22 protein-coding genes are annotated in these 22,506 nt (G+C 68.6%); 14 read left to right on the top strand and 8 right to left on the bottom strand.

Translation table 11 applies throughout. From position 1 onward, the window contains the following. Positions 1-9 precede the first annotated feature (9 nt). Positions 10-1,176 carry a flavodoxin-dependent (E)-4-hydroxy-3-methylbut-2-enyl-diphosphate synthase gene (ispG, locus tag ACFWQC_RS03925; protein WP_378673360.1) on the top strand — a complete coding sequence of 389 codons (1,167 nt, stop codon included), beginning with the start codon at positions 10-12 and terminating at the stop codon, positions 1,174-1,176. Positions 1,177-1,305: 129 nt separating this feature from the next. On the opposite strand, the gene ACFWQC_RS03920 is transcribed toward ispG, so the two are convergent. From ACFWQC_RS03920 to ACFWQC_RS03905, 4 genes are all read right to left on the bottom strand, one after another. Then, positions 1,306-2,343, bottom strand: coding sequence for a viperin family antiviral radical SAM protein (locus ACFWQC_RS03920; protein ID WP_378673357.1), 1,038 nt, complete (start codon positions 2,341-2,343; stop codon positions 1,306-1,308). A 132-nt stretch (positions 2,344-2,475) separates the two neighbouring features. Further along, positions 2,476-3,477 carry a hypothetical protein gene (locus ACFWQC_RS03915; RefSeq protein WP_378673354.1) on the bottom strand — a complete coding sequence of 334 codons (1,002 nt, stop codon included), beginning with the start codon at positions 3,475-3,477 and terminating at the stop codon, positions 2,476-2,478. A 224-nt stretch (positions 3,478-3,701) separates the two neighbouring features. Beyond that, positions 3,702-4,115 carry a hypothetical protein gene (locus ACFWQC_RS03910; RefSeq protein ID WP_378673351.1) on the bottom strand — a complete coding sequence of 138 codons (414 nt, stop codon included), beginning with the start codon at positions 4,113-4,115 and terminating at the stop codon, positions 3,702-3,704. After that, entirely contained in the window at positions 4,112-4,267 is a 156-nt protein-coding gene (locus tag ACFWQC_RS03905; RefSeq protein ID WP_160024439.1) for a hypothetical protein, read from the bottom strand. The genes ACFWQC_RS03910 and ACFWQC_RS03905 overlap by 4 nt, the downstream gene beginning before the upstream one ends. Before the next feature lie 284 nt (positions 4,268-4,551). Here ACFWQC_RS03905 and ACFWQC_RS03900 point away from each other — a divergent pair, with 284 nt between their 5' ends. From ACFWQC_RS03900 to ACFWQC_RS03885, 4 genes are all read left to right on the top strand, one after another. Continuing rightward, entirely contained in the window at positions 4,552-6,492 is a 1,941-nt protein-coding gene (locus tag ACFWQC_RS03900) for a hypothetical protein (RefSeq protein ID WP_378673348.1), read from the top strand. After that, entirely contained in the window at positions 6,476-7,255 is a 780-nt protein-coding gene (locus ACFWQC_RS03895; RefSeq protein ID WP_378673345.1) for an SDR family NAD(P)-dependent oxidoreductase, read from the top strand. Before ACFWQC_RS03900 ends, ACFWQC_RS03895 begins: the two co-directional genes overlap by 17 nt. Before the next feature lie 117 nt (positions 7,256-7,372). After that, positions 7,373-8,032, top strand: coding sequence for a hypothetical protein (locus ACFWQC_RS03890; protein WP_378673342.1), 660 nt, complete (start codon positions 7,373-7,375; stop codon positions 8,030-8,032). Positions 8,033-8,088: 56 nt separating this feature from the next. Then, a complete protein-coding gene (locus ACFWQC_RS03885; RefSeq protein WP_378673339.1) occupies positions 8,089-8,934 on the top strand; it encodes a GNAT family N-acetyltransferase in 846 nt (281 codons plus the stop codon). A 13-nt stretch (positions 8,935-8,947) separates the two neighbouring features. On the opposite strand, the gene ACFWQC_RS03880 is transcribed toward ACFWQC_RS03885, so the two are convergent. Beyond that, positions 8,948-9,937 (bottom strand): hypothetical protein, encoded by a 990-nt coding sequence (locus tag ACFWQC_RS03880; RefSeq protein ID WP_378673336.1) that lies wholly within the window; start codon positions 9,935-9,937, stop codon positions 8,948-8,950. Then, positions 9,934-10,920: a hypothetical protein gene (locus ACFWQC_RS03875; protein WP_378673333.1), complete on the bottom strand. Its 987-nt coding sequence runs from the start codon at positions 10,918-10,920 to the stop codon at positions 9,934-9,936. The genes ACFWQC_RS03880 and ACFWQC_RS03875 overlap by 4 nt, the downstream gene beginning before the upstream one ends. A 91-nt stretch (positions 10,921-11,011) precedes the next feature. On the opposite strand from ACFWQC_RS03875, the gene ACFWQC_RS03870 reads away from it, so the two are divergent. The 4 genes from ACFWQC_RS03870 (at position 11,012) to ACFWQC_RS03855 (ending at position 15,384) form a co-directional block, all read left to right on the top strand. After that, the gene (locus tag ACFWQC_RS03870) at positions 11,012-12,772 is read left to right on the top strand and encodes a proline--tRNA ligase (protein ID WP_378673330.1); all 1,761 of its coding nucleotides are present in this window, start codon (positions 11,012-11,014) and stop codon (positions 12,770-12,772) included. An 89-nt stretch (positions 12,773-12,861) separates the two neighbouring features. Next, the gene (locus ACFWQC_RS03865; RefSeq protein WP_378673327.1) at positions 12,862-13,044 is read left to right on the top strand and encodes a hypothetical protein; all 183 of its coding nucleotides are present in this window, start codon (positions 12,862-12,864) and stop codon (positions 13,042-13,044) included. A 97-nt stretch (positions 13,045-13,141) separates the two neighbouring features. Continuing rightward, on the top strand, positions 13,142-14,653 hold the full coding sequence (locus ACFWQC_RS03860) for an acetyl-CoA hydrolase/transferase family protein (RefSeq protein WP_378673324.1): 1,512 nt from the start codon (positions 13,142-13,144) through the stop codon (positions 14,651-14,653). A gap of 26 nt (positions 14,654-14,679) precedes the next feature. Beyond that, on the top strand, positions 14,680-15,384 hold the full coding sequence (locus ACFWQC_RS03855) for an HAD family hydrolase (protein WP_378673321.1): 705 nt from the start codon (positions 14,680-14,682) through the stop codon (positions 15,382-15,384). 215 nt (positions 15,385-15,599) lie between these two features. Here ACFWQC_RS03855 and ACFWQC_RS03850 read toward each other — a convergent pair whose 3' ends face one another. Beyond that, positions 15,600-16,031 carry a DUF4439 domain-containing protein gene (locus tag ACFWQC_RS03850; RefSeq protein ID WP_378673318.1) on the bottom strand — a complete coding sequence of 144 codons (432 nt, stop codon included), beginning with the start codon at positions 16,029-16,031 and terminating at the stop codon, positions 15,600-15,602. 76 nt (positions 16,032-16,107) lie between these two features. Next, on the bottom strand, positions 16,108-16,530 hold the full coding sequence (locus ACFWQC_RS03845; protein ID WP_378673315.1) for a hypothetical protein: 423 nt from the start codon (positions 16,528-16,530) through the stop codon (positions 16,108-16,110). Positions 16,531-16,709: 179 nt separating this feature from the next. Between ACFWQC_RS03845 and rimP the strand changes: the two genes are divergently transcribed. The 5 genes from rimP (at position 16,710) to infB (ending at position 22,501) form a co-directional block, all read left to right on the top strand. Beyond that, positions 16,710-17,192: a ribosome maturation factor RimP gene (rimP, locus tag ACFWQC_RS03840; RefSeq protein ID WP_378673312.1), complete on the top strand. Its 483-nt coding sequence runs from the start codon at positions 16,710-16,712 to the stop codon at positions 17,190-17,192. A gap of 3 nt (positions 17,193-17,195) precedes the next feature. Further along, positions 17,196-18,173, top strand: a complete 978-nt coding sequence (gene nusA / locus ACFWQC_RS03835) for a transcription termination factor NusA (protein ID WP_378673309.1) — start codon at positions 17,196-17,198, stop codon at positions 18,171-18,173. A gap of 2 nt (positions 18,174-18,175) precedes the next feature. Further along, positions 18,176-19,015 carry an alpha/beta fold hydrolase gene (locus tag ACFWQC_RS03830; protein WP_378673306.1) on the top strand — a complete coding sequence of 280 codons (840 nt, stop codon included), beginning with the start codon at positions 18,176-18,178 and terminating at the stop codon, positions 19,013-19,015. 94 nt (positions 19,016-19,109) lie between these two features. Next, the gene (locus ACFWQC_RS03825) at positions 19,110-19,472 is read left to right on the top strand and encodes a YlxR family protein (RefSeq protein WP_378673303.1); all 363 of its coding nucleotides are present in this window, start codon (positions 19,110-19,112) and stop codon (positions 19,470-19,472) included. Positions 19,473-19,564: 92 nt separating this feature from the next. Beyond that, on the top strand, positions 19,565-22,501 hold the full coding sequence (gene infB, locus ACFWQC_RS03820; RefSeq protein WP_378673300.1) for a translation initiation factor IF-2: 2,937 nt from the start codon (positions 19,565-19,567) through the stop codon (positions 22,499-22,501). The last annotated feature ends 5 nt before the right edge of the window (positions 22,502-22,506 follow it).

Here is a 22,506-nt window from a genome sequence, read left to right as displayed (position 1 = left end):
TTGGTAGACATGACGTCGATCCCCACGCCGACAAGCCTCGGTATGCCGGAGGCACCCGCCCCGGTGCTCGCCCCTCGCCGCAAGACCCGCCAGATCAAGGTCGGGTCGGTGGGCGTCGGCAGCGAGAGCCCCATCTCGGTTCAGTCGATGACGACCACGCTGACCTCCGACGTCAACTCCACGCTGCAGCAGATCGCCGAGCTCACCGCGTCGGGTTGCGACATCGTCCGGGTGGCCTGCCCGAGCCAGGACGACGCCGACGCGCTGCCCGCGATCGCGAAGAAGTCGCAGATCCCGGTGATCGCCGACATCCACTTCCAGCCGAAGTACGTCTTCGCTGCCATCGAGGCCGGCTGTGCGGCGGTCCGGGTCAACCCGGGCAACATCCGCAAGTTCGACGACCAGGTCAAGGAGATCGCCGCGGCCGCCAAGGACCACGGCACCTCGATCCGGATCGGCGTCAACGCGGGCTCGCTCGACAAGCGGCTGCTGGAGAAGTACGGCAAGGCCACCCCCGAGGCGCTGGTCGAGTCGGCGATGTGGGAGGCCTCGCTCTTCGAGGAACACGGCTTCAACGACTTCAAGATCTCGGTCAAGCACAACGACCCGGTCGTGATGGTCCGCGCCTACGAGCTGCTCGCCGAGTCCGGTGACTGGCCGCTCCACCTCGGCGTCACCGAGGCCGGTCCGGCCTTCCAGGGCACGATCAAGTCGTCGGTCGCCTTCGGCTCGCTGCTGTCCAAGGGCATCGGCGACACGATCCGGGTCTCGCTCTCCGCGCCGCCGGTCGAGGAGGTCAAGGTCGGCATCCAGATCCTGGAGTCGCTCAACCTGAAGCCGCGCCGCCTCGAGATCGTCTCCTGCCCGTCGTGCGGCCGCGCCCAGGTCGACGTCTACACCCTGGCCGAGCAGGTGACCGCCGGCCTCGACGGCCTCGAGGTCCCGCTGCGCGTCGCGGTCATGGGCTGCGTCGTCAACGGCCCCGGTGAGGCCCGCGAGGCCGACCTCGGTGTCGCCTCCGGCAACGGCAAGGGCCAGATCTTCGTCAAGGGCGAGGTCATCAAGACCGTCCCCGAGGCCGCCATCGTCGAGACCCTGATCGAGGAGGCGATGAAGATCGCCGAGGGCATGGAGCCCGTCGAAGGCGGCGGCGCTCAGGTTTCCGTCAGCGGCTGAGGCGTGGATGTTCACCGAGGTAACTCGGTGAACGGTCGCTTCTTTCGTGGAGTTCCACGAGGGCAGTGCGCACTCGCCGAGTTACCTCGTGAGCATCACGGGTGTGGCGCACGTCCACGCCCGACACTCTTAGATGGTGACCGGCGTCTGGGACCTCGATGACTTCGCAACGGGTCGAGGTCGCGGGACGGGCGGTGCCACGAGTGCTTGGCTGTGCTCAGTCTCCCCCAGGTCCATGCTGCCCATGAGTTCGGTATAGCGAGCGCCGTACTTCTGTTCGTCCCAGTGGACTCCCGCGACTGCCCAGGCCTTGTCCGCAGACACAACCGTCATCGGTTGGGAGTACCGATATCCACTCTCCGGTAGCTCGTCGTACCAGAAGAAGCGGGCAAGAGGATCGACCATTGCGTAGGAGCCGGTCATCTCGTCGTTGTCCTCGGTCGTGATGACCACGCCCTTGAAGCCGGCGCGTTTGCGCACGTACTTTCTGTGTCGCTTTGCGAAACCACGGAATTCCTCGTCGCTGATCGCGGTCTTCGAGGAGTAGACCGGGAGCATCTTGAGCAGCTTCCACCGGTCCGGTCTGACCGCGGCAAGGACGGCGTTGAAGTTCTCGCGGTGGTTCAGGTCGCTGACGACGGTGTTCACCTTGATCTCGGGTTGCCTGATTCCCAGACGACTGGCCGCTTCGCGAACGGCGTGAACCCGAGTGCCGACCTCGGCGAGATCGAAGACCTTGCCGCTCCGTGTCACCCGACCTATCTGACGGTTGGTGTCGCGGATCGAGGAGTCGACGCTGATCCCGACGATGTCGACGTTCTCCGCAGTCCACTCTGCGTCGAAGCTTCTCAGCATGAGTCCGTTGGTGACGTACGAGACTCGTGTTTTCAACGTCGTCCGGGCGTGGCCGACGAGGTCAGCGATGTTCGGGAGCAGAGCGGGCTCGCCGCCCACGAAGTTGAACCGGATCGAGCTCTCGCCGCCGCGCTGCTTCCGGAATGTGTCCGCCAGGTCCCGCATGATGCGACAGGCCTCGGTGGTGTCGGCCCATATGCTCGTCTCCGCCTTCGACTCCGCGAGCAGGCCCCATTGTCCAAAGCAGTAGGTGCACCGATAGTTGCACCGTTCGGTCACATGGAGATTGACCACCATCTCGACTTCGGTCATCGGCGGCTTTCTGGCTCGGGACAGGTCGGATAAGGCCAGCCGAATCGATGGGAGACGTGGCATTTTCCTGCACGGAAGATAGCCTCGCGGAAGACTGGTTCGCTGGAGATTAACGGTCTCCTTCAGGAAAAGTTAGGCGCCGTGTTGATCGGCGAGGTCTTTCAGAGCCGACACCAGCTCGGCGTCGATTGAGAACGCGGAGTCGAGCGTGATGTCGAGTCCCTCCCAACGTCGCGCGGTGCCGATGTCGGCACGGTCGAAGATGCTGAAGCAGCGGGTGGTCGTGATGCCTTCGTGGATACGCAGGAGCTCGGCCATCCTCGGGACGAGGGTGCTCATCACGACGTCATCGACGATGACTGCCTCGACCTCGTCGCCGACGTTGCGCTCGATGGGGTAGCCGAAGCGGGGCGGGCGCGCGGTGGTGCGAACCATGAGGAACGGGACGCCGCAGAGTTCGGCGACCCGGCTGCCTACCAGGATGTTTCCTTCGCGGGCGGTTGCGATGACGGTCCGAGCAGGGTCGAGACCGCCCAGGGCGCGGCGTACCCGGCCGGCGAGGAACTGGGCGAGATCCTCTCGGTAGCGAGGGGAGCAGGACGCGGAATGCAGATCGATGTAGACGGTGATGGGGTCGCGGTTGTGATAGCCGACCGGGAGCGGTTGCTTGGCGACATAGACATGCTTCGAGGTGATTCGACGGACAGCCTTGTCGGTGATTCGCTCGAGTACCGGAAGGACGACCTCAGGGTCGAGTCTCACCACGGCATTGGGCTGTAGCGGGGGTTGCGACGAACGCTCCAGAGCGGGCTCGGGCGGGGGCGGCGGCTTCAGGCGTACGCCGCGACTGGTGGCCTCGGCGATCTCCCAGCGCCGCTCCCACTCACGAGACCACCGAAGGATCCACCGTGTGCGCTCCTCGATGTCATAGGTGGGAGGCACCGCGGCGCGCACGATCGCCAGCAGGAGATCACGGGGGACAAGGTTGGTGTTGGCGGTGGCTGCGTACGCTCGGCTGTTGCTGATGTTCGCGCCGAGCGCGACCTGCCCGATGCCTTTGCCGGTCCAGTTCTTGACCCACGCACGGAGGTCTCGGTTGAGGGCGGCTGGACTGTCGTCAGGTTCGAGGGCCAACGCGTCCTCCCCTGAAGTCGCCTCTTCACGTTCGCGTCCTGGATGAGTCCCGATCCAGTCCCGCCGGAGTCCAGTAAAATGTATCGCCGCGCTCTTGATCGAGCGCCCGTTTCTAGAGAAGTCGTCGGTTCTACGTACGCAGGAAGCCCGGTCCTCAGTCGGACCGGGCTTCTTTCTTCTGCTCCGAGACGTCCCCCTGCGTACGTCTCGAAGATCTTGTGGACTCACCAGTGCATCAGCCTGGAGACCACGCCGAGGAACCCGAGGTGGAGGAGTGCTCCGAGAGGGTCCGTGGTGATCAGGTGGCCCCAGGCGACGGCGGCCTGGCCCATCTGGTTGCCGAGGGCGGTGGCGAACCCGTCCAGGCCGCCGTGGGTCCAGAGGTGGACGACGACGAACCGGACGCCCGGCACGACCAGGAACAGTACGAGTGCGGCCTTGACCGGCAGGATCCAGGACAGCGAGCCGCTGCCGGTGGAGGTCAGGTTGCCGGTGCGCACCCAGCGGGCGCCGCTGGTGCCGTTGAAGCGGACCTTGGTGCGGCCTGCGGCGGTGGCGACGACGACACCGCGCTTTCCGGAGCGGGTGCCGCCGCGGGCCCGGACGGTTTCGCCGGGGCGCATGAAGTTGCTGATCATGACAGCACTCCTTCCGTGAGGACGACGGACACGGACGAGGTGCCGGCGGCTGCCTGGCACGTGGGCGGCTCGGCGCTGAGCAGCTGGTTGAAGCCGAACACGACAAGAAGCGTGACGGCGAAGGTGGCGATGCTGAACTTGTGGTTCCTCATGGTCATCATCTCCTTCAGCGGTGGGGCCCGTAGGTGGGGCCGGCGCTGTCCCGGTGGGGACATCTCCACGGTGGCGGAGGCCACATCCGTCCCACCAGAGGGCGGGTGGGAGTGGGGACGAAGTAAAGACAGTCCCAGGTCAGTTGGGACGTTTCTGGGACAGAATTGGGACGCCTGCGAGATACTCTCAACCGCGAACGCGGGCGACTCGGCGAGGGGCTATGATCGACGAATCTCTCTCACCAGAGCAGTTCAACGGCGAATTGCGCGCCTGGGTCCGGCAGGTGACCGGAAAAGCTGACGGTGGTGCCGGTGTGGCGATGGCCCGGAGCACCTTCTACCGGCGTACGTCCGGCTCGAAGCTGATGCCGCTCGACGAGCTCATCCGCGTGGTCGGCGGGGCGGTGCCACGCACCCTCGACCCGGCCCATCGCGGCGAGTGGATCCGGAAGAACACCGGCATCTGGCAGGCGAAGTGGTGGAAGGCGTACGCCTGGCGTGGCGAGGACACCGTGGTGCCCGGGCCCGTGCTGGACCCCGTCACACCTGCGGCACCGGTGCCCGCCACCAGCTCGCGGCTGACCTTCCCCCGGGCACGGGTGGCGGCGCTGAGCGGGCTGACGACGGAGCAGCCCACGATCCCGCTCTTCGAGGCGCTCGGCCGATGGCTGGAGAACCCCGAGTCCAACCTCTTCTTCCTCACCGGCCCTTCGGGCTCGGGAAAGACGGTCGAGACCCGGGAGTGGACCGCCTCCAAGGAGCAGGTGCGCTACATCAGCCTGCGCGACGGCGCGGTCGACTACGGCGCCCTGGTCGACGAGGACCGCGCGCCGACCGTCATCGACGACTTCGACCTGATCTCCTCCAGCGCCGAGGAGCACGGTGTCACCCGCCCCGACCTGAGCGAGCTGCGCTCGGCCTTCGGCCGCGGCGGTCGGTTCGTGGTGATCAGCAAGCGCAACCTGCAGACCGAGCGTGACGAGCTCGCCGAACAGCTGCGCAGTCCTGCCCGGCTGGAGGACCTCGGGGTCGAGTCGGCGATGGTCGTACGCGTTGAGCCGATCTCCCCGGTCGAGGTGCGCGCGCTCGGCGAGGAGCGCGGCGGCGACGACAGGCTGCGCAACCTGGCCGCGGAGATGGAGCGTGGGGGCGGGTTCTTCCCCGCGACGCCGATGGTGCTCAAGCAGCTCTACGCCTCCCTCGAGGAGGGCGCTCCGGCGCCCCGGACCCAGTGGGACGGCTACACCGTCCATCTCAAGCACGTCTGCGGGCAGCCCTGGGACCGGAAGAGCTCACGCATCCCCAGCCGGGTGCGGTTCCAGACCTACCGCGACATCGCCTGGGACCTGTTCACCGGGATGGACGAGCCGACCTCGCAGGAGCAGGACCTGATCCCGGTCCCGCGCGTCTCGGAGTGGCTCTTCGCCAACCTGCAGCGCGACCTCGACATCACCCGGCAGCGGGACTTCCTGACGTACGAATGGATCGCGGACCTGCTCGACCACTCCGAGGTCTTCGGCGTGACCGGTCGGACCAAGGACTCGGTGGAGTCGGCGGAGTTCGCCCACGAGACCTTCTACCAGTACTTCGTCGCCGAGGGCATCCGCGACCGGCTGCGCGACGGGCACGGGATGGCGCTCGACGGCGCCCGCTTCGCGGACATGCACATGGGGCCGCTGGTGATGACGTTCCTCAAGGCCGGGTTCCAGCCCGGTGACCTCGACGCGGTGGCCCGGCTGAGCGTACGCGAGAGCCTGTCCTGGATGGACCGGCTGATCTGCCTCTACCTGACCGAGGAGCGCGAGGACTACGGCGACCTGCTCGGCCAGGCACCGGAGCGCTACTGGGACGAGCTGGAGTTCGTGCTGGAGGCGTTCCGGTCGCTGTTCCTGCGGAAGGCGGCGATGTTCCAGCTGGTCCTGCGCGGCCGGGTGCCGGTCGACGGCTACCTCCAGATCCTGGACCGCGAGGAGGATCCAGGTGCGGTCGCCCGCGAGCGCGACGTGCTCGGCTGGGGCACCGACATCACCGACGCCCTGGTCCATCGGCTGCACCATCCGACCCTCGCCCCGGCGATTCCGATTACCGCGTACCGGCTCGGGCAAATGGGTGATATCACTTGCGTGAGCCATCTCGAAGGTCTCACTGGTCTGCCGCCCGCCCATCAGGACGTGGTGAGGTCGGCGATCCACCGGATCAAGGAGCGCCATGAGCACAGCGTCTGAGTCAGGCACCCCGCCGCGAGCTCCCGTGCTCGTCCTCGGCGCGACCGGCGACCTCGGCAGCGCGGTCGCGCGCCGGCTCAGCGCGGAGGGCACCCCTGTGATCGTGCACGGCTACAGCCGCACCACCGAGCTCGCTTACCTCGCCGACGAGACCGGTGCGGTCGCGCGGGTGGAGGGTGACCTGACCACCGACGACGGCGTGGACGCCCTGGCCGAGACGCTCGCCGGGTTCGAGACCCTGTCGGGGCTCATCAACTGCTCCGGCATCAACCCCAGCCCCGACACGGTCGCCGAGATCGACCGGTCCGAGTGGCAGCACACCCTCGATCTCAACCTGACCTCGGTGTGGCGCACGGCCTCGCTCGCGCTGCCGAAGCTTCGGGCGGCCAGGTCCGGGGCGGTCGTCCTGGTCAGCTCCGTCTTCGGGATCCGTACGCCGTCACGACGGGCCGCCTACGGCGTCTCCAAGCACGCGCTGACGGGCCTCGCCCAGGCGATCGCGCAGGAGGAGGAGGGCATCGTCCGGGCCAACGTCGTCGCGCCCGGCCCGATGTGGAGCGAGTCGTCGCGGCAGGTCTTCGTCAAGCACGCCCGCAAGGAGGGGGTGACCGTCGACCAGTACATCTCCTACCGCGCCGCGCGCATCCCCGGACACCGGTTCGTCACCGCCGACGCTGTCGCGAAGGTCTGCGTCTTCCTCGCCTCCGACATGGCCGGCGCCATCAACGGTCAGTGTCTCGTCGCAGACGGCGGCGAGTACTGACCCCGCGGCGCGCAATCTGCAATTTACCCGAGATGCAACTGATGCGCCGCCGGGCTGTCTAGGCTTCGCCTAGCGCCTCCACACGTCTTTGTTTCCCTCTTCAGACTGGCGACAACGTTGACCAATTTCTGGCTTGCCATCGATCACGCAGACGATGCGCTGTTCCGCACCCCGGACTCCTCCGACATCCGGCCCGACCTCCTCGATCTGGTGGCCGACACCCCCGGTTGGGGCATCGTCGTGCGTCCCACGCAGGGCCACGGCGACGTACGCCGCGAGCTCGCCTGCGCCGGGCTCCCGGACATCGAGAAGCTCGATGAGCTCGTCGTCCCGCCGAGATCGACGGACGCGGTGAAGGTCGGGTTCGACGACCACCAGACCGAGTGCGCGCGGATGGCCCTCGACATCCTGGAGAGTCTCCCCGGCTATGACCGGGTCTTCCTCGAGCCGTACTGCACGACGCCGGGCTGCCTCGAGGATCTGGCCGCCCTCGCCACGCGGTCACGGTGCGGCGGCATCGTGCTCAAGCTCAAGGTCAACGACGATGGCCTGGAGAGCATCGAGCGTGCCGACCTCGGACGAGCCTCCTGGGTCGCGCGGTCCGACGGGATGGACTGGGACGACTTCAGCGAGCGTCTGCCGCGGGTCAAAGCGCTCGGCGCCGGCGGCGTGATGGTGGGCCGGGCGGTCTGGGGAGACACCGGCGAGGCCGGCCAGGACGTACGTCTCAAGACCATCCGCGAGCGAATGCACACGATCGAACGCGTCTTTGGCTGACTCGGTCCGCGAGCCGCAGGGCGACGTACAACCGGATTGGCCCTAGGCTCGGTGACATGCTGACGACGCGCCAGGGGATCCGCCCGCTGCATGCGGGTGATCTCAGCGCGTTCCTCGACCTGACCGCGCAGGATCCGGTGGTCAACGTGTTCGCGGAGTACCGGGCGCGCACCACCAACCTCGAGCCGCGCTGGCTCGGCGGTGAGATCTGGGGCCGGTGGGACGGCGGCGACCTGGTCGCTGCCTGTCACGTCGGCGCCAACCTGGTCCCCATCCAGGCCACCGAGGAGGATGCGTACGCCTTCGGTGAGCAGGCCCGCAGCCGGGTCCGCACGGTCTCGACGGTCGTCGGGCGGCAGGCCGCGGTGCGGGCGCTGTGGGGATCGATCGGCGATTCCTGGGGCACGCCGCGCGACCAGCGCTGGGAGCAGCCTCATCTCGAGCAGCAGCTGCAGAGTCTCGTCGAGCCGGACCCGTTCGTACGCCGCACCGTCCGCGCCGACATGGATGCCCTCTATCCGGCCTGCGTGGCGATGTACACCGAGGAGGTCGGGATCTCGCCGGAGACCGGTGGCGGCCGCGACCTCTACCGTGCCCGGGTGCTCCAGCTGATCTCGCGAGGGTGGTCCTTCGCCCGGATCGAGGACGGTGAGGTCGTCTTCAAGGCCGAGGTCGCCTGCGCGACCCCGGAGGCCGCCCAGATCCAGGGGGTCTGGGTGCCCGAGCACCGCCGCGGCGAGGGCCTAGCCGCCCGCGGGATGGCCGCGGTCTGCGACATCGTCCGCAGCGAGATCGCTCCGCGCGTCTCGCTCTACGTCAACGAGTGGAACGCCCCCGCGCGCCGCGCCTACGAGCGGGCCGGCTTCCTCGAGACGGCCCGCTTCTCCACCATCATGTTCTGAATCAGCACCCTGATCAGTACGCCTGCCAGGCGCGCTCACACTCCGCGCCCTCGCAGCGGACCAGCCAGTCGACGCCCGCGTGCGGCGACGACTCGAGCAGGACACGCGTACTGGTCTCCCAACCGTGCACCCTGACGCCGTTGGGGTTGCGGTAGGTCGCCAGCAGGGAGCCGCGGACGCTGCGGCGCTGCACGACCGAGAAGTCGTCCCGCCACCCGATCGCGTTCGTGGCGATCCGGGCGCCGTCGGGGGAGAAGGCCCCCACAGCCTCCGAGCACGAGCGCCACAGCGTCGTCCCCGGCCGGGAGACGGTCGACACGACGGTGCAGGCGTCGGAGTCGAACGGCTTGTCGGTGTAGGTCGCCAGCCGGTCGGTGCCGAAGGCGCCGGTGTAGGCCGCCCGGGATGCGATCGTCCGGATCGTGCCGGTGCTCCAGTTCCAGACCATCGTCCGCGCCGGAGAGAACCCGCCGATGAGCACGCGAGTGCCGCTGACGTCGATGGGGTTCGGCTCGGTCGTGTTCCGGAAGGTGTGCCGGGCGATGATCGCGCCGGTGACCGCGTCGCGGACCCGGACCTGCGTGCCGTTGGAGACGTAGGTCGTGGTGAGCAGATGGCGGCTGTCGGCCGACATCTTGCTCAACGACTGGTAGTGGATCCCGTCGATGATCGTGCGCTGCGGCTTGTCCAGCTCGGCGCGGATGATCCAGTCGGTGCGGTAGCCGATCCGCAGCAGGAACCCGCTGCCCGATCTGCCCAGCAGCGTGGCCGAATCGGCCTCGCCGATGGTGAACGGGGTCTTCATGCCCGTCTTCGGGTCCACCACCGACCAGTCATCGCCGGAGGGGTGGTGCAGGTGAGGGATCGCGGGTGGACTGCCTTTCGCCAGCGATCCGGGTCGTACGTCGACCTCGGTAGCGGCGGATGCAGGTGAGATCGGGAATGACAGCGCTGTGGCGGCCAGGGCCATCCCGGCCAGTACGCGGGTGAGTGTCGTCTTCATCGGAGCCCCTCGATGTGTCCCTTGGCGGCGCGCTCGCAGGCCGACGCCTCGCAGCGGACCAGCCAGGAGGTCGTACGGTCGTTGGGGTAGGACTGCAGCAGGATCCGGGAGTTGGTCTCCCAAGGTCCTACCCAGACTCCGTTCATGTTGGTGTAGCGGGTCAGCAGGGTGCCGTTGATGCTGCGGCGCATGACGTGCTCGGCGCCGCCGTCGTTCTGCGCGGTGGCGATCCGGGTGCCGTCCGGGGAGAAGGAGACGACCTTCTCGGAGCACGTGCGCCAGGTCGTCTTGCCGGGCGTGGAGATCTTCGAGACGTACGTGCATTCGGGTTGTCCCGAGAAGGCGTCATAGGTCGCCAGCCGGTCGGTGGCGTAGGAGGCCACGTACGCCGTCCGGTTCGCGATCGTGACGACGGCTCCGGTGCTCCAGTTCCAGGTGAGGGTTCGGGCCGGCGCATGGGCGCCGATCAGCACCGTCGTGCCGCGTACGTCGAGCGGGATCACGCGAGAACGGACCCGGAACGTGCGGCGAGCGACCTGCTGTCCCGTCGTGGCGTCCAGGACCCGCGCGACGGCGTTGTCGTCCGGATAGGTGAGCAGCAGCAGGTAGCGGCCGTCGGACGAGAGCCTCGCGTCCTCGGCCAGGCCCAGGTCGACGAGCTGCTTCGGAGCCTTCCCCGGCTCCACACGCACGATGCGGTGCTCCGGGAAGACGCGCACCAGATAGCCGTTGCCCGAGGCGCCCAGGAGGCTGGCGTGGCCGGCGTCGGGCATCGGGATCGAGAGCCTCGTGCCCCCGTCTACGACGTCGTAGTCGCCCACCGAGCCGGCGATGTAGGGGACCGTCGGTGGCTCTCCCAGGGGCAGCGGGAGCGGACGGACGCTGACGGATGTGGCGGCAGAAGCCGGTGACAGGAGCGTCACCGGGAGCATGAGAGCAGCAAGGATGGCCGTGGCCAGTGCCGGTATTCGGATACCTCTCATGAAAGTAAAGATGCGCGGGGCGCCATCGGGGTTGCAACGCCAATTCCAACCGGTTCGCGACAGCGGTCCTGCGAGCCGTACGCTAACCCGCATGATCGCCCGTATGTCGACCCTGTTCGTGCGGACCCTGCGTGAGGATCCCGCCGACGCCGAGGTCGCGAGCCACAAGCTGCTTGTCCGTGCCGGCTACATCCGCCGCGCCGCTCCGGGGATCTACTCGTGGCTGCCGTTGGGCCTGCGCGTGCTCGGCAAGGTCGAGGGGATCATCCGCGAGGAGATGGCCGTGATCGGCGCCCAGGAGGTGCACTTCCCGGCGCTGCTGCCGCGCGAGCCCTACGAGGCGACCGGCCGCTGGACGGAGTACGGCGACGGCATCTTCCGGCTCAAGGACCGCAAGGACGCCGACTACCTGCTCGGTCCCACGCACGAGGAGATGTTCACGCTCCTGGTCAAGGACCTCTACGGCTCCTACAAGGACCTGCCGCTGGCGATCTACCAGATCCAGACGAAGTACCGCGACGAGGCGCGTCCCCGCGCGGGGCTGCTGCGCGGCCGCGAGTTCATCATGAAGGACTCCTACTCCTTCGACTACACCGACGAAGGGCTGTCGGCGGCCTACGACGCCCACCGCGCGGCGTACGTCAAGGTCTTCGACCGCCTCGGGTTCGAGTACGTCATCGTCAAGGCCACCTCCGGCGCGATGGGCGGCTCGGCCTCCGAGGAGTTCCTGGCCGTCTCCGAGGCGGGCGAGGACACGTTCGTACGCTCGCCCGGCGGGTACGCCGCCAACGTCGAGGCGGTCACGACGCTGGCCCCCGAGCCGCTCTCCTACGAGGACGTGCCGGCCGCCCACGCCGAGGACACGCCCGACACCCCGACGATCCAGACGCTCGTCGACCACCTCAACGAGGCGTTCCCGCGCGAGGACCGTCCCTGGGAGGCCGGCGACACGCTGAAGAACGTGCTGCTGACGCTGCGTCACCCCGACGGCACCGTCGAGCCGCTCGCCATCGGCCTGCCCGGTGACCGCGATGTCGACATCAAGCGCCTCGAGGGCCAGCTGGAGCCGATCGAGGTCGAGCCCATGGACGACGTCGAGCTGAAGAAGCACCCCGAGCTGATCAAGGGATACATCGGTCCCGAGGTGCTGGGGGAGTCGTCCGCATCGGGGATCCGGTATCTCGTGGACCCGCGCGTGGTCACCGGCACCCGCTGGGTGACCGGAGCCAACGTCGAGGGCAAGCACGTCATCGATCTGGTCGCCGGCCGGGACTTCACCCCCGACGGCACCATCGAGGCCGCCGAGGTCCGTGAGGGCGACCCGGCCCCCGACGGCTCCGGCCCGCTGACGCTTGCCCGTGGCATCGAGATGGGCCACGTCTTCCAGCTCGGTCGCAAGTACGCCGACGCGCTGGGGCTGCAGGTCCTCGACGAGAACGGCAAGCTCGTCACCGTCACCATGGGCTCCTACGGCATCGGCGTCACCCGCGCCGTGGCCGCCGTCGCCGAGGGCACCCTCGACGACATCGGCCTCGCCTGGCCCCGCAACGTCGCTCCGTACGACATCCACCTCGTCGCGACCGGAAAGGACGCCGCCGTCTTCGAGGCCGCGGCGAAGCTGGCCGGTGAGCTCGAGGCCGCAGGCATCGACGTGCTCTACGACGACCGCCCCAAGGTCTCGCCGGGCGTGAAGTTCAAGGACGCCGAGCTGATCGGGGTCCCCACCATCGTCACCGTCGGCAAGGGCCTGGTCGAGGGCAAGGTCGAGGTCAAGGACCGCAAGAGCGGCGAGAAGACCGAGGTCGCCCTCGCCGACGCCGTCGCTCACCTCACCGAGGTCGTCACCGGCTGATGGTCGCTCGAGGGGGCGCGCAGGTTCCCGCCATGGTGGGAATCTGTCTCGACGAAGTGACGGGCAATGACACAGGTCGACTCATACCCGTGTCCCTGCTGCGGTTCGTACGTCCGCCGAGCGATGACGACGCGCGGGAGCCGGGGTGGCGCCCCATCAACCCAGATGTTGACCACTTCGAGCCTCGCGGCGAGAGCCTGCGGGACTGGCCCTCCGATGAGGCAGCCCTCTACTGGTGGCGCCCGACGTACTGGAGCCCTGGCGCGCCCTGACACAAGATTCCCTGCCACATCCCCACACATGTGCCGAACTTGTCGGACTCGCGTTGAAGGGGTTTCGGTCCCGCCCGCATGATGCAGAATCAGCGGCATGACGGGGGACAGGATTCTTGATCGTACGCTCGCGGGCCGGGTGGTGAGTGCCGCGGAGGCGGCCGAGCAGATCGCGCCGGGGGAGACCGTGGGTTTCTCGGGGTTCACCGGAGCCGGCCACCCGAAGGCGGTGCCGGCGGCGCTGGCGGAGCGGATGCGAGCGGCCCACGAGCGGGGCGAGGAGTTCCGGGTCCAGGCGTGGACCGGAGCCTCGACGGCGCCCGACCTCGATGGCGTGCTGGCCGGCGCCCACGGCGTCTCCAAGCGGCTGCCCTATAACGGCGACCCGTTGCTGCGGCAGCAGATCAACTCAGGTGAGGTCGAGTACGTCGACGTACATCTGTCCCACGTCGCACAGCACAGCTGGTTCGGCTTCTACGGCGACCTCGACGTCGCGGTGGTCGAGGTGGCCGCGGTCCTGCCCAACGGCCTGCTCGTCCCCACGAGCAGCGTCGGTAACAACAAGACCTGGCTGGAGAACGCCGACCGGGTGATCCTCGAGGTCAACCACTGGCAGCCGCGCGGGTTCGAGGGGTTCCACGACATCTACTACGGCACCCGGCTGCCGCCGCAGAGAGCGCCGATCCAGCTGACCACGCCGATGCAGCGGATCGGCGATCCGTACCTGCGGGTCGACCCCGAGAAGGTCGTCGCCGTCGTCGAGACCGACCAGCCCGACCGCAACTCGCCCCTGCGCCCGATCGACGAGGACAGCCGCGCGATGGCGGACCTCCTCGTGGACTTCCTCCGCCACGAGGTACGCAACGACCGGCTGCACCACAGCCTGCTCCCACTCCAGGCCGGCGTCGGCAATGTCGCCAACGCGGTCCTCGCCGGCCTCCAGGACGCCGAGTTCGAGCACCTCACCGCCTATACCGAGACGATCCAGGACGGCCTCCTCGACCTGCTCGACTCGGGCAAGCTGATCGGCGTCTCGTCGACCTCCTTCGGGCTCTCCGAGGAGGGCGCGCAGCGGTTCAACGACGACATCCACCACTACAAGGGCCGGATCCTGCTGCGACCGCAGGAGATCTCCAACCATCCCGAGGTGGTCCGGCGGCTGGGGCTGATCGCGATCAACGGGATGGTCGAGGCCGACATCTACGGCAACGTGAACTCCACCCATGTCGCCGGCTCCTCGATCGTCAACGGCATCGGCGGCTCAGGCGACTTCGCCCGCAACGCCTACCTCAACTTCTTCGTGTCTCCCTCGACCGCCAAGAACGGCGCGATCTCCTCGATCGTGCCGTTCGTGAGCCATGTCGACCACACCGAGCACGACGTGCAGGTCGTGATCACCGAGCAGGGGCTGGCGGACCTGCGCGGTATCTCTCCGCGGGCGCGGGCACGGAAGATCATCGACAACTGTGCCCATCCCGACTACCGCGATCGGCTCGCCGACTACTTCGAGCGGGCCCAGCGAGAGCGTTCCGGCGCGATGCACACACCGCATCTGCTCGGTGAGGCGCTCTCCTGGCACCGCTCCTATGTGGAGACCGGACACATGTGAGTCGCGGCGTCGGTAGGGTCGGGGCCATGGCGATCGACGCGGTGATCTTCGACTGGGGCGGCACGCTGACGAAGTGGCACGACATCGACTTCCACACGGAGTCGCTGGCGCTCGCGCAGGCGGTGAGCGGTGCCTGCGACGACGACCAGCCGGTCAACGCGACCAGGCTCCACCAGGCGGGCGAGACGATCTGGGCCCGCAGCCGCGACCAGCAGCAGAGCTCGACGATCGGCGACCTCTTCGACGAGGCCGGCCTCGAGCACGACCCGGACCTGCTCGACGCCTACTACGAGTTCTGGGCGCCGCACACTCTGACCGACCCTGAGGTCGGGCCGCTGTGGGAGGCGCTCCGCGCCGACGGCGTACGTGTCGGGGTGCTGTCCAACACGATCTGGCCCCGCGCGTGGCACCGTGGGTTCTTCGAGCGCGACGGAGTGCTGGACCTGCTCGACGGAGATGTCTACACCTCCGAGGTTCCCTGGACGAAGCCTGCCGCGGAGGCGTTCCACGCGGCGATGGAGGCCGTGGAGGTCTCGGATCCGTCTCGATGCGTCTATGTGGGCGACAGGCTCTTCGACGATGTGTACGGTGCTCAGAAGGCTGGTCTGCGGGCGATCCACATCCCGCACAGCAACATCCCGAGCAGCCAGATCGGCCACAGTGAGGGCTCTCCGGAAGCTGTCGCACAACGACTGGGTGACATACACCAGATCGTTCGCTCCTGGGAATGATGCCGGGAAAAGTTGCAAGTTCTTGCAATGCGCTTTTGCGGGTCTGGGCCATTCTGAGCGGGGATTGCATACTTCTGCAAGAGAGGTTCAGCCCCAGGCGACTTCTCAGGCCTCGTGTCCAGGCCAAAACCTGGCCCGCGAGCCGCCCGGTCTCGGGAGACATCTCGGGAGTCTCCCGCGCCGGACGGTTCGCGGGCCACGTCTGTTTTCGCCGATCAGGTCCCCGGGAACGCCCGCGGTTTCGCGCCCAGGTCGAGCTGCCGTGCGGCCGCCCGGCAGAGCAGCTGGATGAGCAGCGCCCGGTCGGCGCCGGTCGCCTTGGGCGCCAGCGAGAGGTAGGTCGCGGTGTTGTCCTGCTCCAGCCGCAGGGCCGCGGCGCCGATGCCGGCCTCCGACCCGATCCGGCCGGGCAGGTCGTAGACCGCGGAGGGCGCGACCGGCTCGATCCCGGCGGCCACCACGCGCGCGGCCAGCGCCTCTCGGGCGTTCACATGGTCGTCGTACGCGTCCGTGAGCGCGCGCGCCAGAGCCGGGGAGGAGGTCGCCGAGGTGCGCCCGCCCAGGGCGCCCAGGACGTAGATCGCGGAGTGCTCGACCGCGAGCGCCGCCTGGAGTGTTTCGGTCGATCCCGAGGTCGCCGTCGTCATGCCGCCGCCTCCATCGAGGAAGGGAGAGCAACCGGACTCGGCGGCCCGACCTCTGATGTCGCTCGCTGGCGCTCGCTCATGCGAGACCTCGTCCGTGCAGGAGCTGCTGCTGGCCGGCGGCGGCCGAGGCGAGCAGCGTGATCAGCTGCGGGTCCGCAGCGCGTCCGGCGGCCGCGGTGAGCGTCGTGACCAGGGCGAGCTGACGCTCCTGCCAGCGTCCGGTCGCCGGTGCCGCGGCCACGCCCTTGGTCGGCGCCAGCGCCTCGATGTGCACGCGATGGAGCTGCACGAACGCGGACGGGGCGCCTTCGTCGGCGCCGAGGATCTTCGCGACCGTGGCGTCGATCACACTCTGGTCGGGGTTGGCGGGGGGCGGGGGAGTGCTCGGTGGAGGGGCTTTGACAGGATCCAGCATCTCCGAGGCCGAACACGCCGAGGCGGCCAGCGGGGCAACCACGGCGACGGCCACAGAGGTGCGGCGCGAGAGCATCCGGAACACGTGAGGAACCCTAACCACACCCGGCGAGAGTCGCCTCAGCGGCTTTCCAACACAGCCGCGCGCGGTTCGAGACGCCCGAGGCGTACAGGTATGGTTTCATCAGCGGGGCGGTGTGCTCGGAGGCCCAAACAATTGGACCAGCCAACAGGACCGGACAACAGGATGCAGGGGAGATCGCGTTGAGTGCTGAGCGGAAGGACGCGATCGCGAGTGCCATCGAGAAGGCCCTCGCAGACCCGCTTCAGGCGCTGGGCTTCGACATCGAGGCCGTGGAGATCACGCCGGCCGGCAAGCGCCGGATCCTGCGGATCGCCGTCGACAAGGACGGTGGGATCACCCATGAGGAAGTCACCGAGGCAACCCGTGAGGTCAACCGGGTCCTCGACGAGTCCGACGTCATGGGCGAGCAGCCGTACACACTCGAGGTGACCTCTCCCGGGGTCGACCGGCCGCTGACCCTGCCGCGCCACTGGCGCCGCAACAAGGGTCGCCTGGTCAAGGTCACCACCGCCGACGGCTCCGCGTTCACCGGACGGGTCAAGGAGTCCGACGAGGCACGGGTAACTCTCGAGGTGAGCGGCAAGCGCCGCGATGTGGCGTACGCGGACGTGAAGAAGGCGCTTGTGCAGATCGAGTTCAAGCGGATCGACGAGGGGGAGTAGGCCATGGACATCGATATGAGCATCCTGCGGATGCTGGAGCGGGAGCGGGAGATCTCGCTCGATGTGCTCGTCGAGGCGATCGAGCAGGGGTTGTTGACCGCCTACCACAAGACCGGCGACTCCCAGACGAAGGCGCGGGTCGACCTGGACCGCAAGACCGGGCACGTACGCGTGCTGGCCGCCGAGGTCGACGACGAGGGCAACGTCGTCGGGGAGTACGACGACACACCGGAGGGCTTCGGCCGGATCGCCGCCACCACCGCCAAGCAGATCGTGCTGCAGCGGCTGCGCGACGCCGAGGACGACGTGAAGTTCGGTGAGTTCTCCGGCAAGGAGGGCGACATCCTCTCCGGCGTCATCCAGCAGGGCCGCAACCCCGACGACGTGCTCGTCGACCTGGGCCGGCTCGAGGGCGTCATCCCGCTCTCCGAGCGCGTGCCGGGCGAGGACTACAGCCACGGCACCCGGATCAAGGCTCTCGTGGTCAGCGTGCGCAAGGGCATGCGCGGACCGCAGATCACGCTCTCGCGCTCCCACCCCAACCTGGTCAAGAAGCTCTTCTCCTTCGAGGTTCCCGAGATCGCCGACGGCACCGTGGAGATCTCCGCGATCGCCCGCGAGGCCGGCCACCGCACCAAGATCGCGGTCAAGTCGACCGTCCCCGGCGTCAACGCCAAGGGCGCCTGCATCGGCCCCATGGGCCAGCGGGTCCGCCAGGTCATGTCCGAGCTGCAGGGCGAGAAGATCGACATCGTCGACTGGTCCGAGGACCCGAAGGTGCTCGTCGCGTCCGCGCTCTCGCCGGCCCGGGTCTCCTCGGTGCAGATCATCGACGAGGCGACCAAGTCGGCCCGTGTCGTGGTGCCCGACTACCAGCTCTCCCTGGCCATCGGCAAGGAGGGGCAGAACGCCCGCCTGGCCGCCCGCCTGACCGGCTGGCGCATCGACATCCGCTCCGACGAGGAGACCCCGGTCGCCTGATCGTGCGTGAGGCCACCCTGACCGACTCCGAGGGCGTCCTGCTGGAGCCCGAGGGCGCCACCACCGGCGTACTCGTGCTCTCGGGGTCATCGGGGCGGATCGAGACCGACCGGTGCCGGATGCTCGCCTCTCACGGGGTGGCTGCGGCGTCGATCCGCTACTTCGGCGGTCCCGGACAGCCGGGTGAGGCCCGGCTGGTGCCGCTCGAGGCGTTCGACGACGTCCTCGCCGAGCTCCACTCCCGCTACCAGCGGCTGGTGGTGCTCGGGACGTCCTGGGGTGCCCAGGCCGCGCTGCTGCTCGGCACCGTGCACCCCGAGATCGACGCGGTGGTCGGGATCTCCCCGACGTACGTCTCCTGGGCCGGCCTCGGTGAGGAGCGACCGCAGCGGTCCTCGTGGACGCTACGCGGCGAGCAGGTGCCGTTCGTGCCGTTCGACGACGAGGCGATCGAGGAGGCGGTGAAGGGAGCAAGCGCGCGAAGCGCGCACGGGGAGCTCCCGTCGTTCTGCGAGGCCTATCTCTCGGCCCTGGAGAAGTACGCCGACCGTGTGCCCGCCGCGACCATCCCGGTCGAGCGCATCGCCGGTGATGTCGTCCTGGTCGCCGGGGGAGGAGACGCGCTGTGGCCCTCGGTCCTCGCCGCGGAGGCGGTCCTGCGGCGGCGTACGGTCCACGACCTGGAGACGATCGTGGTCACCCATCCCGATGCCGGTCACCGGGTCGTGCTGCCCGGGGAGCCGGTGCTCCCGCTCAGCGAGCGGCTCGCGTGGGGCGGCTCGGAGGATGCCGACCGCGAGCTCGGCCGGCTGGCCTGGCCGGAGATCGCCGCCATCTTGTGACCGCCGCCATCTGGTGAGGACGGGTCACGGAATAAGAACGACCTGTGCCCCGGTTTCGTCTACCGAACCCCCGAAGCGGTAGTGTTAAGGATCGGTGGCACGCCTCGAAGAAACTACGCAGCACGGACCCGTCCGTACGTGCGTGGGTTGCCGGAAGCGAGCCGCCAAGCGCGAGTTGTTGCGGGTGACCGCCGGCTCGGACCGCAACGGCCAGCCGGCCGTGGTGCCCGATCCGACAGCCACCGCACCCGGGCGTGGGGCGCATGTGCACCCCACGCGTGAGTGTTACGAACTCGCGGTGCGCCGGAAGGCGTTCACCCGGGCCCTGTTCCCGAAAGGCAGGGGGGCCGAGGGCGGGCTTTCCAGCGCACCGGTGGAGGACTACCTCGACACGCGCCCGACATCCACGACCGTCGCCGACGGTCAACTGACCAGGAACTGGAGCAAAAGCTCATGAGCACTCGATGAGTACTTCGCGATGAGCGTGTTCTACAACCATTAGTGGTCACAGGTTTACCCGGATTCGGGTCTGTGGCCAGAAGGAGAAACGTGGCTAAGACCCGAGTCCACGAACTCGCCAAAGAGTTCGGAGTCGAGAGCAAGTTCGTTCTCGAGAAGTTCAAGGAGATGGGTGAGTTCGTCAAGTCGGCGAGCTCGACCGTCGAGCTCCCCGCGGAGATGCGTTTCCGCAAGGAGATCGGCCCCGGCCTGAAGGCCGGCGGCAAGGGTGGTTCCGCGTCCTCGGACGAGAAGGCCGCCCCCAAGCCTGGCCCCAAGCCTGGCCCCAAGCCGGCAGAGCCCAGGCCCGCGGCCCCCAAGAAGGCTGCAGACACGGCGCCCGAGAAGCCTGCTGAGGCCCCCGCGGCATCCAAGCCGGCTGCGCCCAAGCCCGGCCCGAAGCCCCCGGCCAAGAAGGCCGAGGCTCCGCCGGTCGCCCCCGCGGCGTCCGCTGCTCCGGCCGCTCCCACGCCCACCCCGAACGCTGCGCCGTCCGGGGACCGCCGCTCGGCCGCTCCCAAGCCGGGTGCGCCCCGGCCTGGTGCCCCGAAGCCCGGCGCCCGTCCGCAGACCCCCGCGGCTCGCGGTGGCGCGGGTGGCACCGGCGGTGCCGGTCGTCCCGGACCGCGTCCGGTCGGCAAGCCCGGCGCTCCGCGCCCGGGCAACAACCCGTTCTCCTCCAACCAGGGCATGGGGCGTCCGCGTCCCGGAGGCCAGGGTGGAGGCCAGGGTCAGGGTGGCCAGGGCGGTGCCCCGGCCGGCGGCGACCAGCGTCCCCCGCGTCCTGCTGCTGCCCGTGAGGGTGGCCAGGGTGGTGGCCGTCCCGGTATGCCGCGTCCCAACCCGGCGATGATGCCGAAGTCCCCGGCCGCGTTCGGTGCCCGTCCTGGTGGCGGTCCCGGCGGCGGCGGCGGCCGTGCCGGTGCTCCGGGTCGTCCCGGCGGCGGTGGCCGTCCGGGTGCCGGCGGTCGTCCCGGTGGCGGCGGCGGTGCTCCGGGTCGTCCCGGTGGCGGCGGCTTCGGCGGTCGTCCGGGTGCCGGTCGTCCCGGTGGTCGCGGAACGACCCAGGGTGCCTTCGGTCGCCCGGGTGGTCCCTCGCGTCGTGGCCGGAAGTCGAAGCGGGCGCGTCGTCAGGAGTTCGAGGCCATGGAGGCCCCGACGATCGGTGGCATCCGCGTCCGCAAGGGCAACGGCGAGACCGTGCGTCTCGCCCGTGGTTCCTCGCTGACCGACTTCGCCGAGAAGATCGGCGTCGACCCGGCCCAGCTGGTGCAGATGCTGTTCGGCCTCGGGGAGATGGTCACCGCGACCGAGTCCGTCAACGACGAGACCCTCGAGCTGCTCGGTGAGGAGCTCAACTACATCGTCTCGGTCGTCTCCCCCGAGGACGAGGACCGCGAGCTGCTGGAGTCCTTCGACATCGAGCTCGGCGACGAGGGCGACGAGTCCGACTGGACGGTCCGTCCGCCGGTCGTGACCGTCATGGGTCACGTCGACCACGGTAAGACCAAGCTGCTCGACGCCATCCGTGACGCCAACGTCATCGAGGGCGAGGCCGGTGGCATCACCCAGCACATCGGTGCCTACCAGGTATCGACCGAGGTCGACGGCCAGGAGCGAAAGATCACCTTCATCGACACCCCGGGCCACGAGGCGTTCACCGCCATGCGTGCTCGTGGTTCGCAGTCCTCGGACCTCGCGGTCCTCGTGGTTGCGGCCGATGACGGCGTGATGCCGCAGACGATCGAGGCGCTCAACCACGCCAAGGCGGCCGGCGTCCCGATCGTGGTCGCGATCAACAAGATCGACAAGCCGGAGGCGGACCCGACCAAGATCCGTGGCCAGTTGACCGAATACGGCGTCATCCCCGAGGAGTACGGCGGCGACACCATGTTCGTCGAGATCTCGGCGAAGTCGCGGATCAACATCGAGGGCCTCCTCGAGGCGGTCGTGCTGACCGCCGACGCCTCGCTCGACCTGCAGGCCAACGCCAGCCAGGACGCTCAGGGCATCGTCATCGAGGCTCACCTCGACCGTGGCCGCGGCCCCGTCGCGACCATCCTGGTCCAGCGCGGCACGCTGCGTGTGGGTGAGTCCATCGTCGCCGGTCCGGCCCATGGCCGTGTCCGCGCGATGATCGACGAGTACGGCCACGAGATCACCGAGGCGACTCCGTCGCGTCCGGCGATGGTCCTGGGTCTCTCAGCGGTGCCGGGTGCGGGCCAGAGCTTCCTGGTCGTCGAGGACGACCGGATGGCTCGCCAGATCGCCGAGAAGCGCGAGGCACGCGAGCGTGCCGCGCAGCAGGCCAAGCGCCGCGTACGCCGCACGCTGGAGGACTTCATGGCCTCCATGGAGAAGGGCGAGAGCCAAGAGCTCAACCTCATCCTCAAGGGCGACGTGTCCGGTTCGGTCGAGGCGCTCGAGGACGCACTGGCCAAGATCGACGTGGGTGGCGACGAGGTCGCCATCCGGGTCATCGACCGCGGTGTCGGTGCGATCACCGAGACCAACGTCGACCTGGCTGCTGCCTCCGACGCGATCATCATCGGCTTCAACGTCCGCCCGCAGGGCAAGGCGTCGGATCTGGCCGACCGCGAGGGTGTCGAGATCCGCTACTACTCGGTCATCTACCAGGCGATCGAGGAGATCGAGGCGGCCCTCAAGGGCATGCTCAAGCCGGAGTACGAGGAGAAGAGCCTCGGCAAGGCGGAGATCCGCGCGATCTTCCGCTCGTCGAAGGCCGGAAACATCGCCGGTTGTATGGTCACCGAGGGCCTCATCCGCCGCAACGCCAAGGTTCGCGTCCTGCGCGACGGCGCCGTGGTGGCCGACAACCTCGACCTCGCCTCGCTGCGCCGCGAGAAGGACGACGCCTCCGAGGTCCGCGAGGGCTTCGAGTGCGGTCTGGTCCTGAAGAACTTCCAGGACATCAAGGAAGGCGACTTCATCGAAGCCTTCGAGATGGTGGAGATTCCCCGAGGCTGAGTTGG

It is taken from the genome of Nocardioides sp. NPDC058538 (genome assembly GCF_042719275.1).
Lineage (GTDB): Bacteria > Actinomycetota > Actinomycetes > Propionibacteriales > Nocardioidaceae > Nocardioides.
The sequence above is the reverse complement of the archived record's forward strand: the minus strand, read 5'-3'. Positions and strand labels throughout refer to the sequence as shown.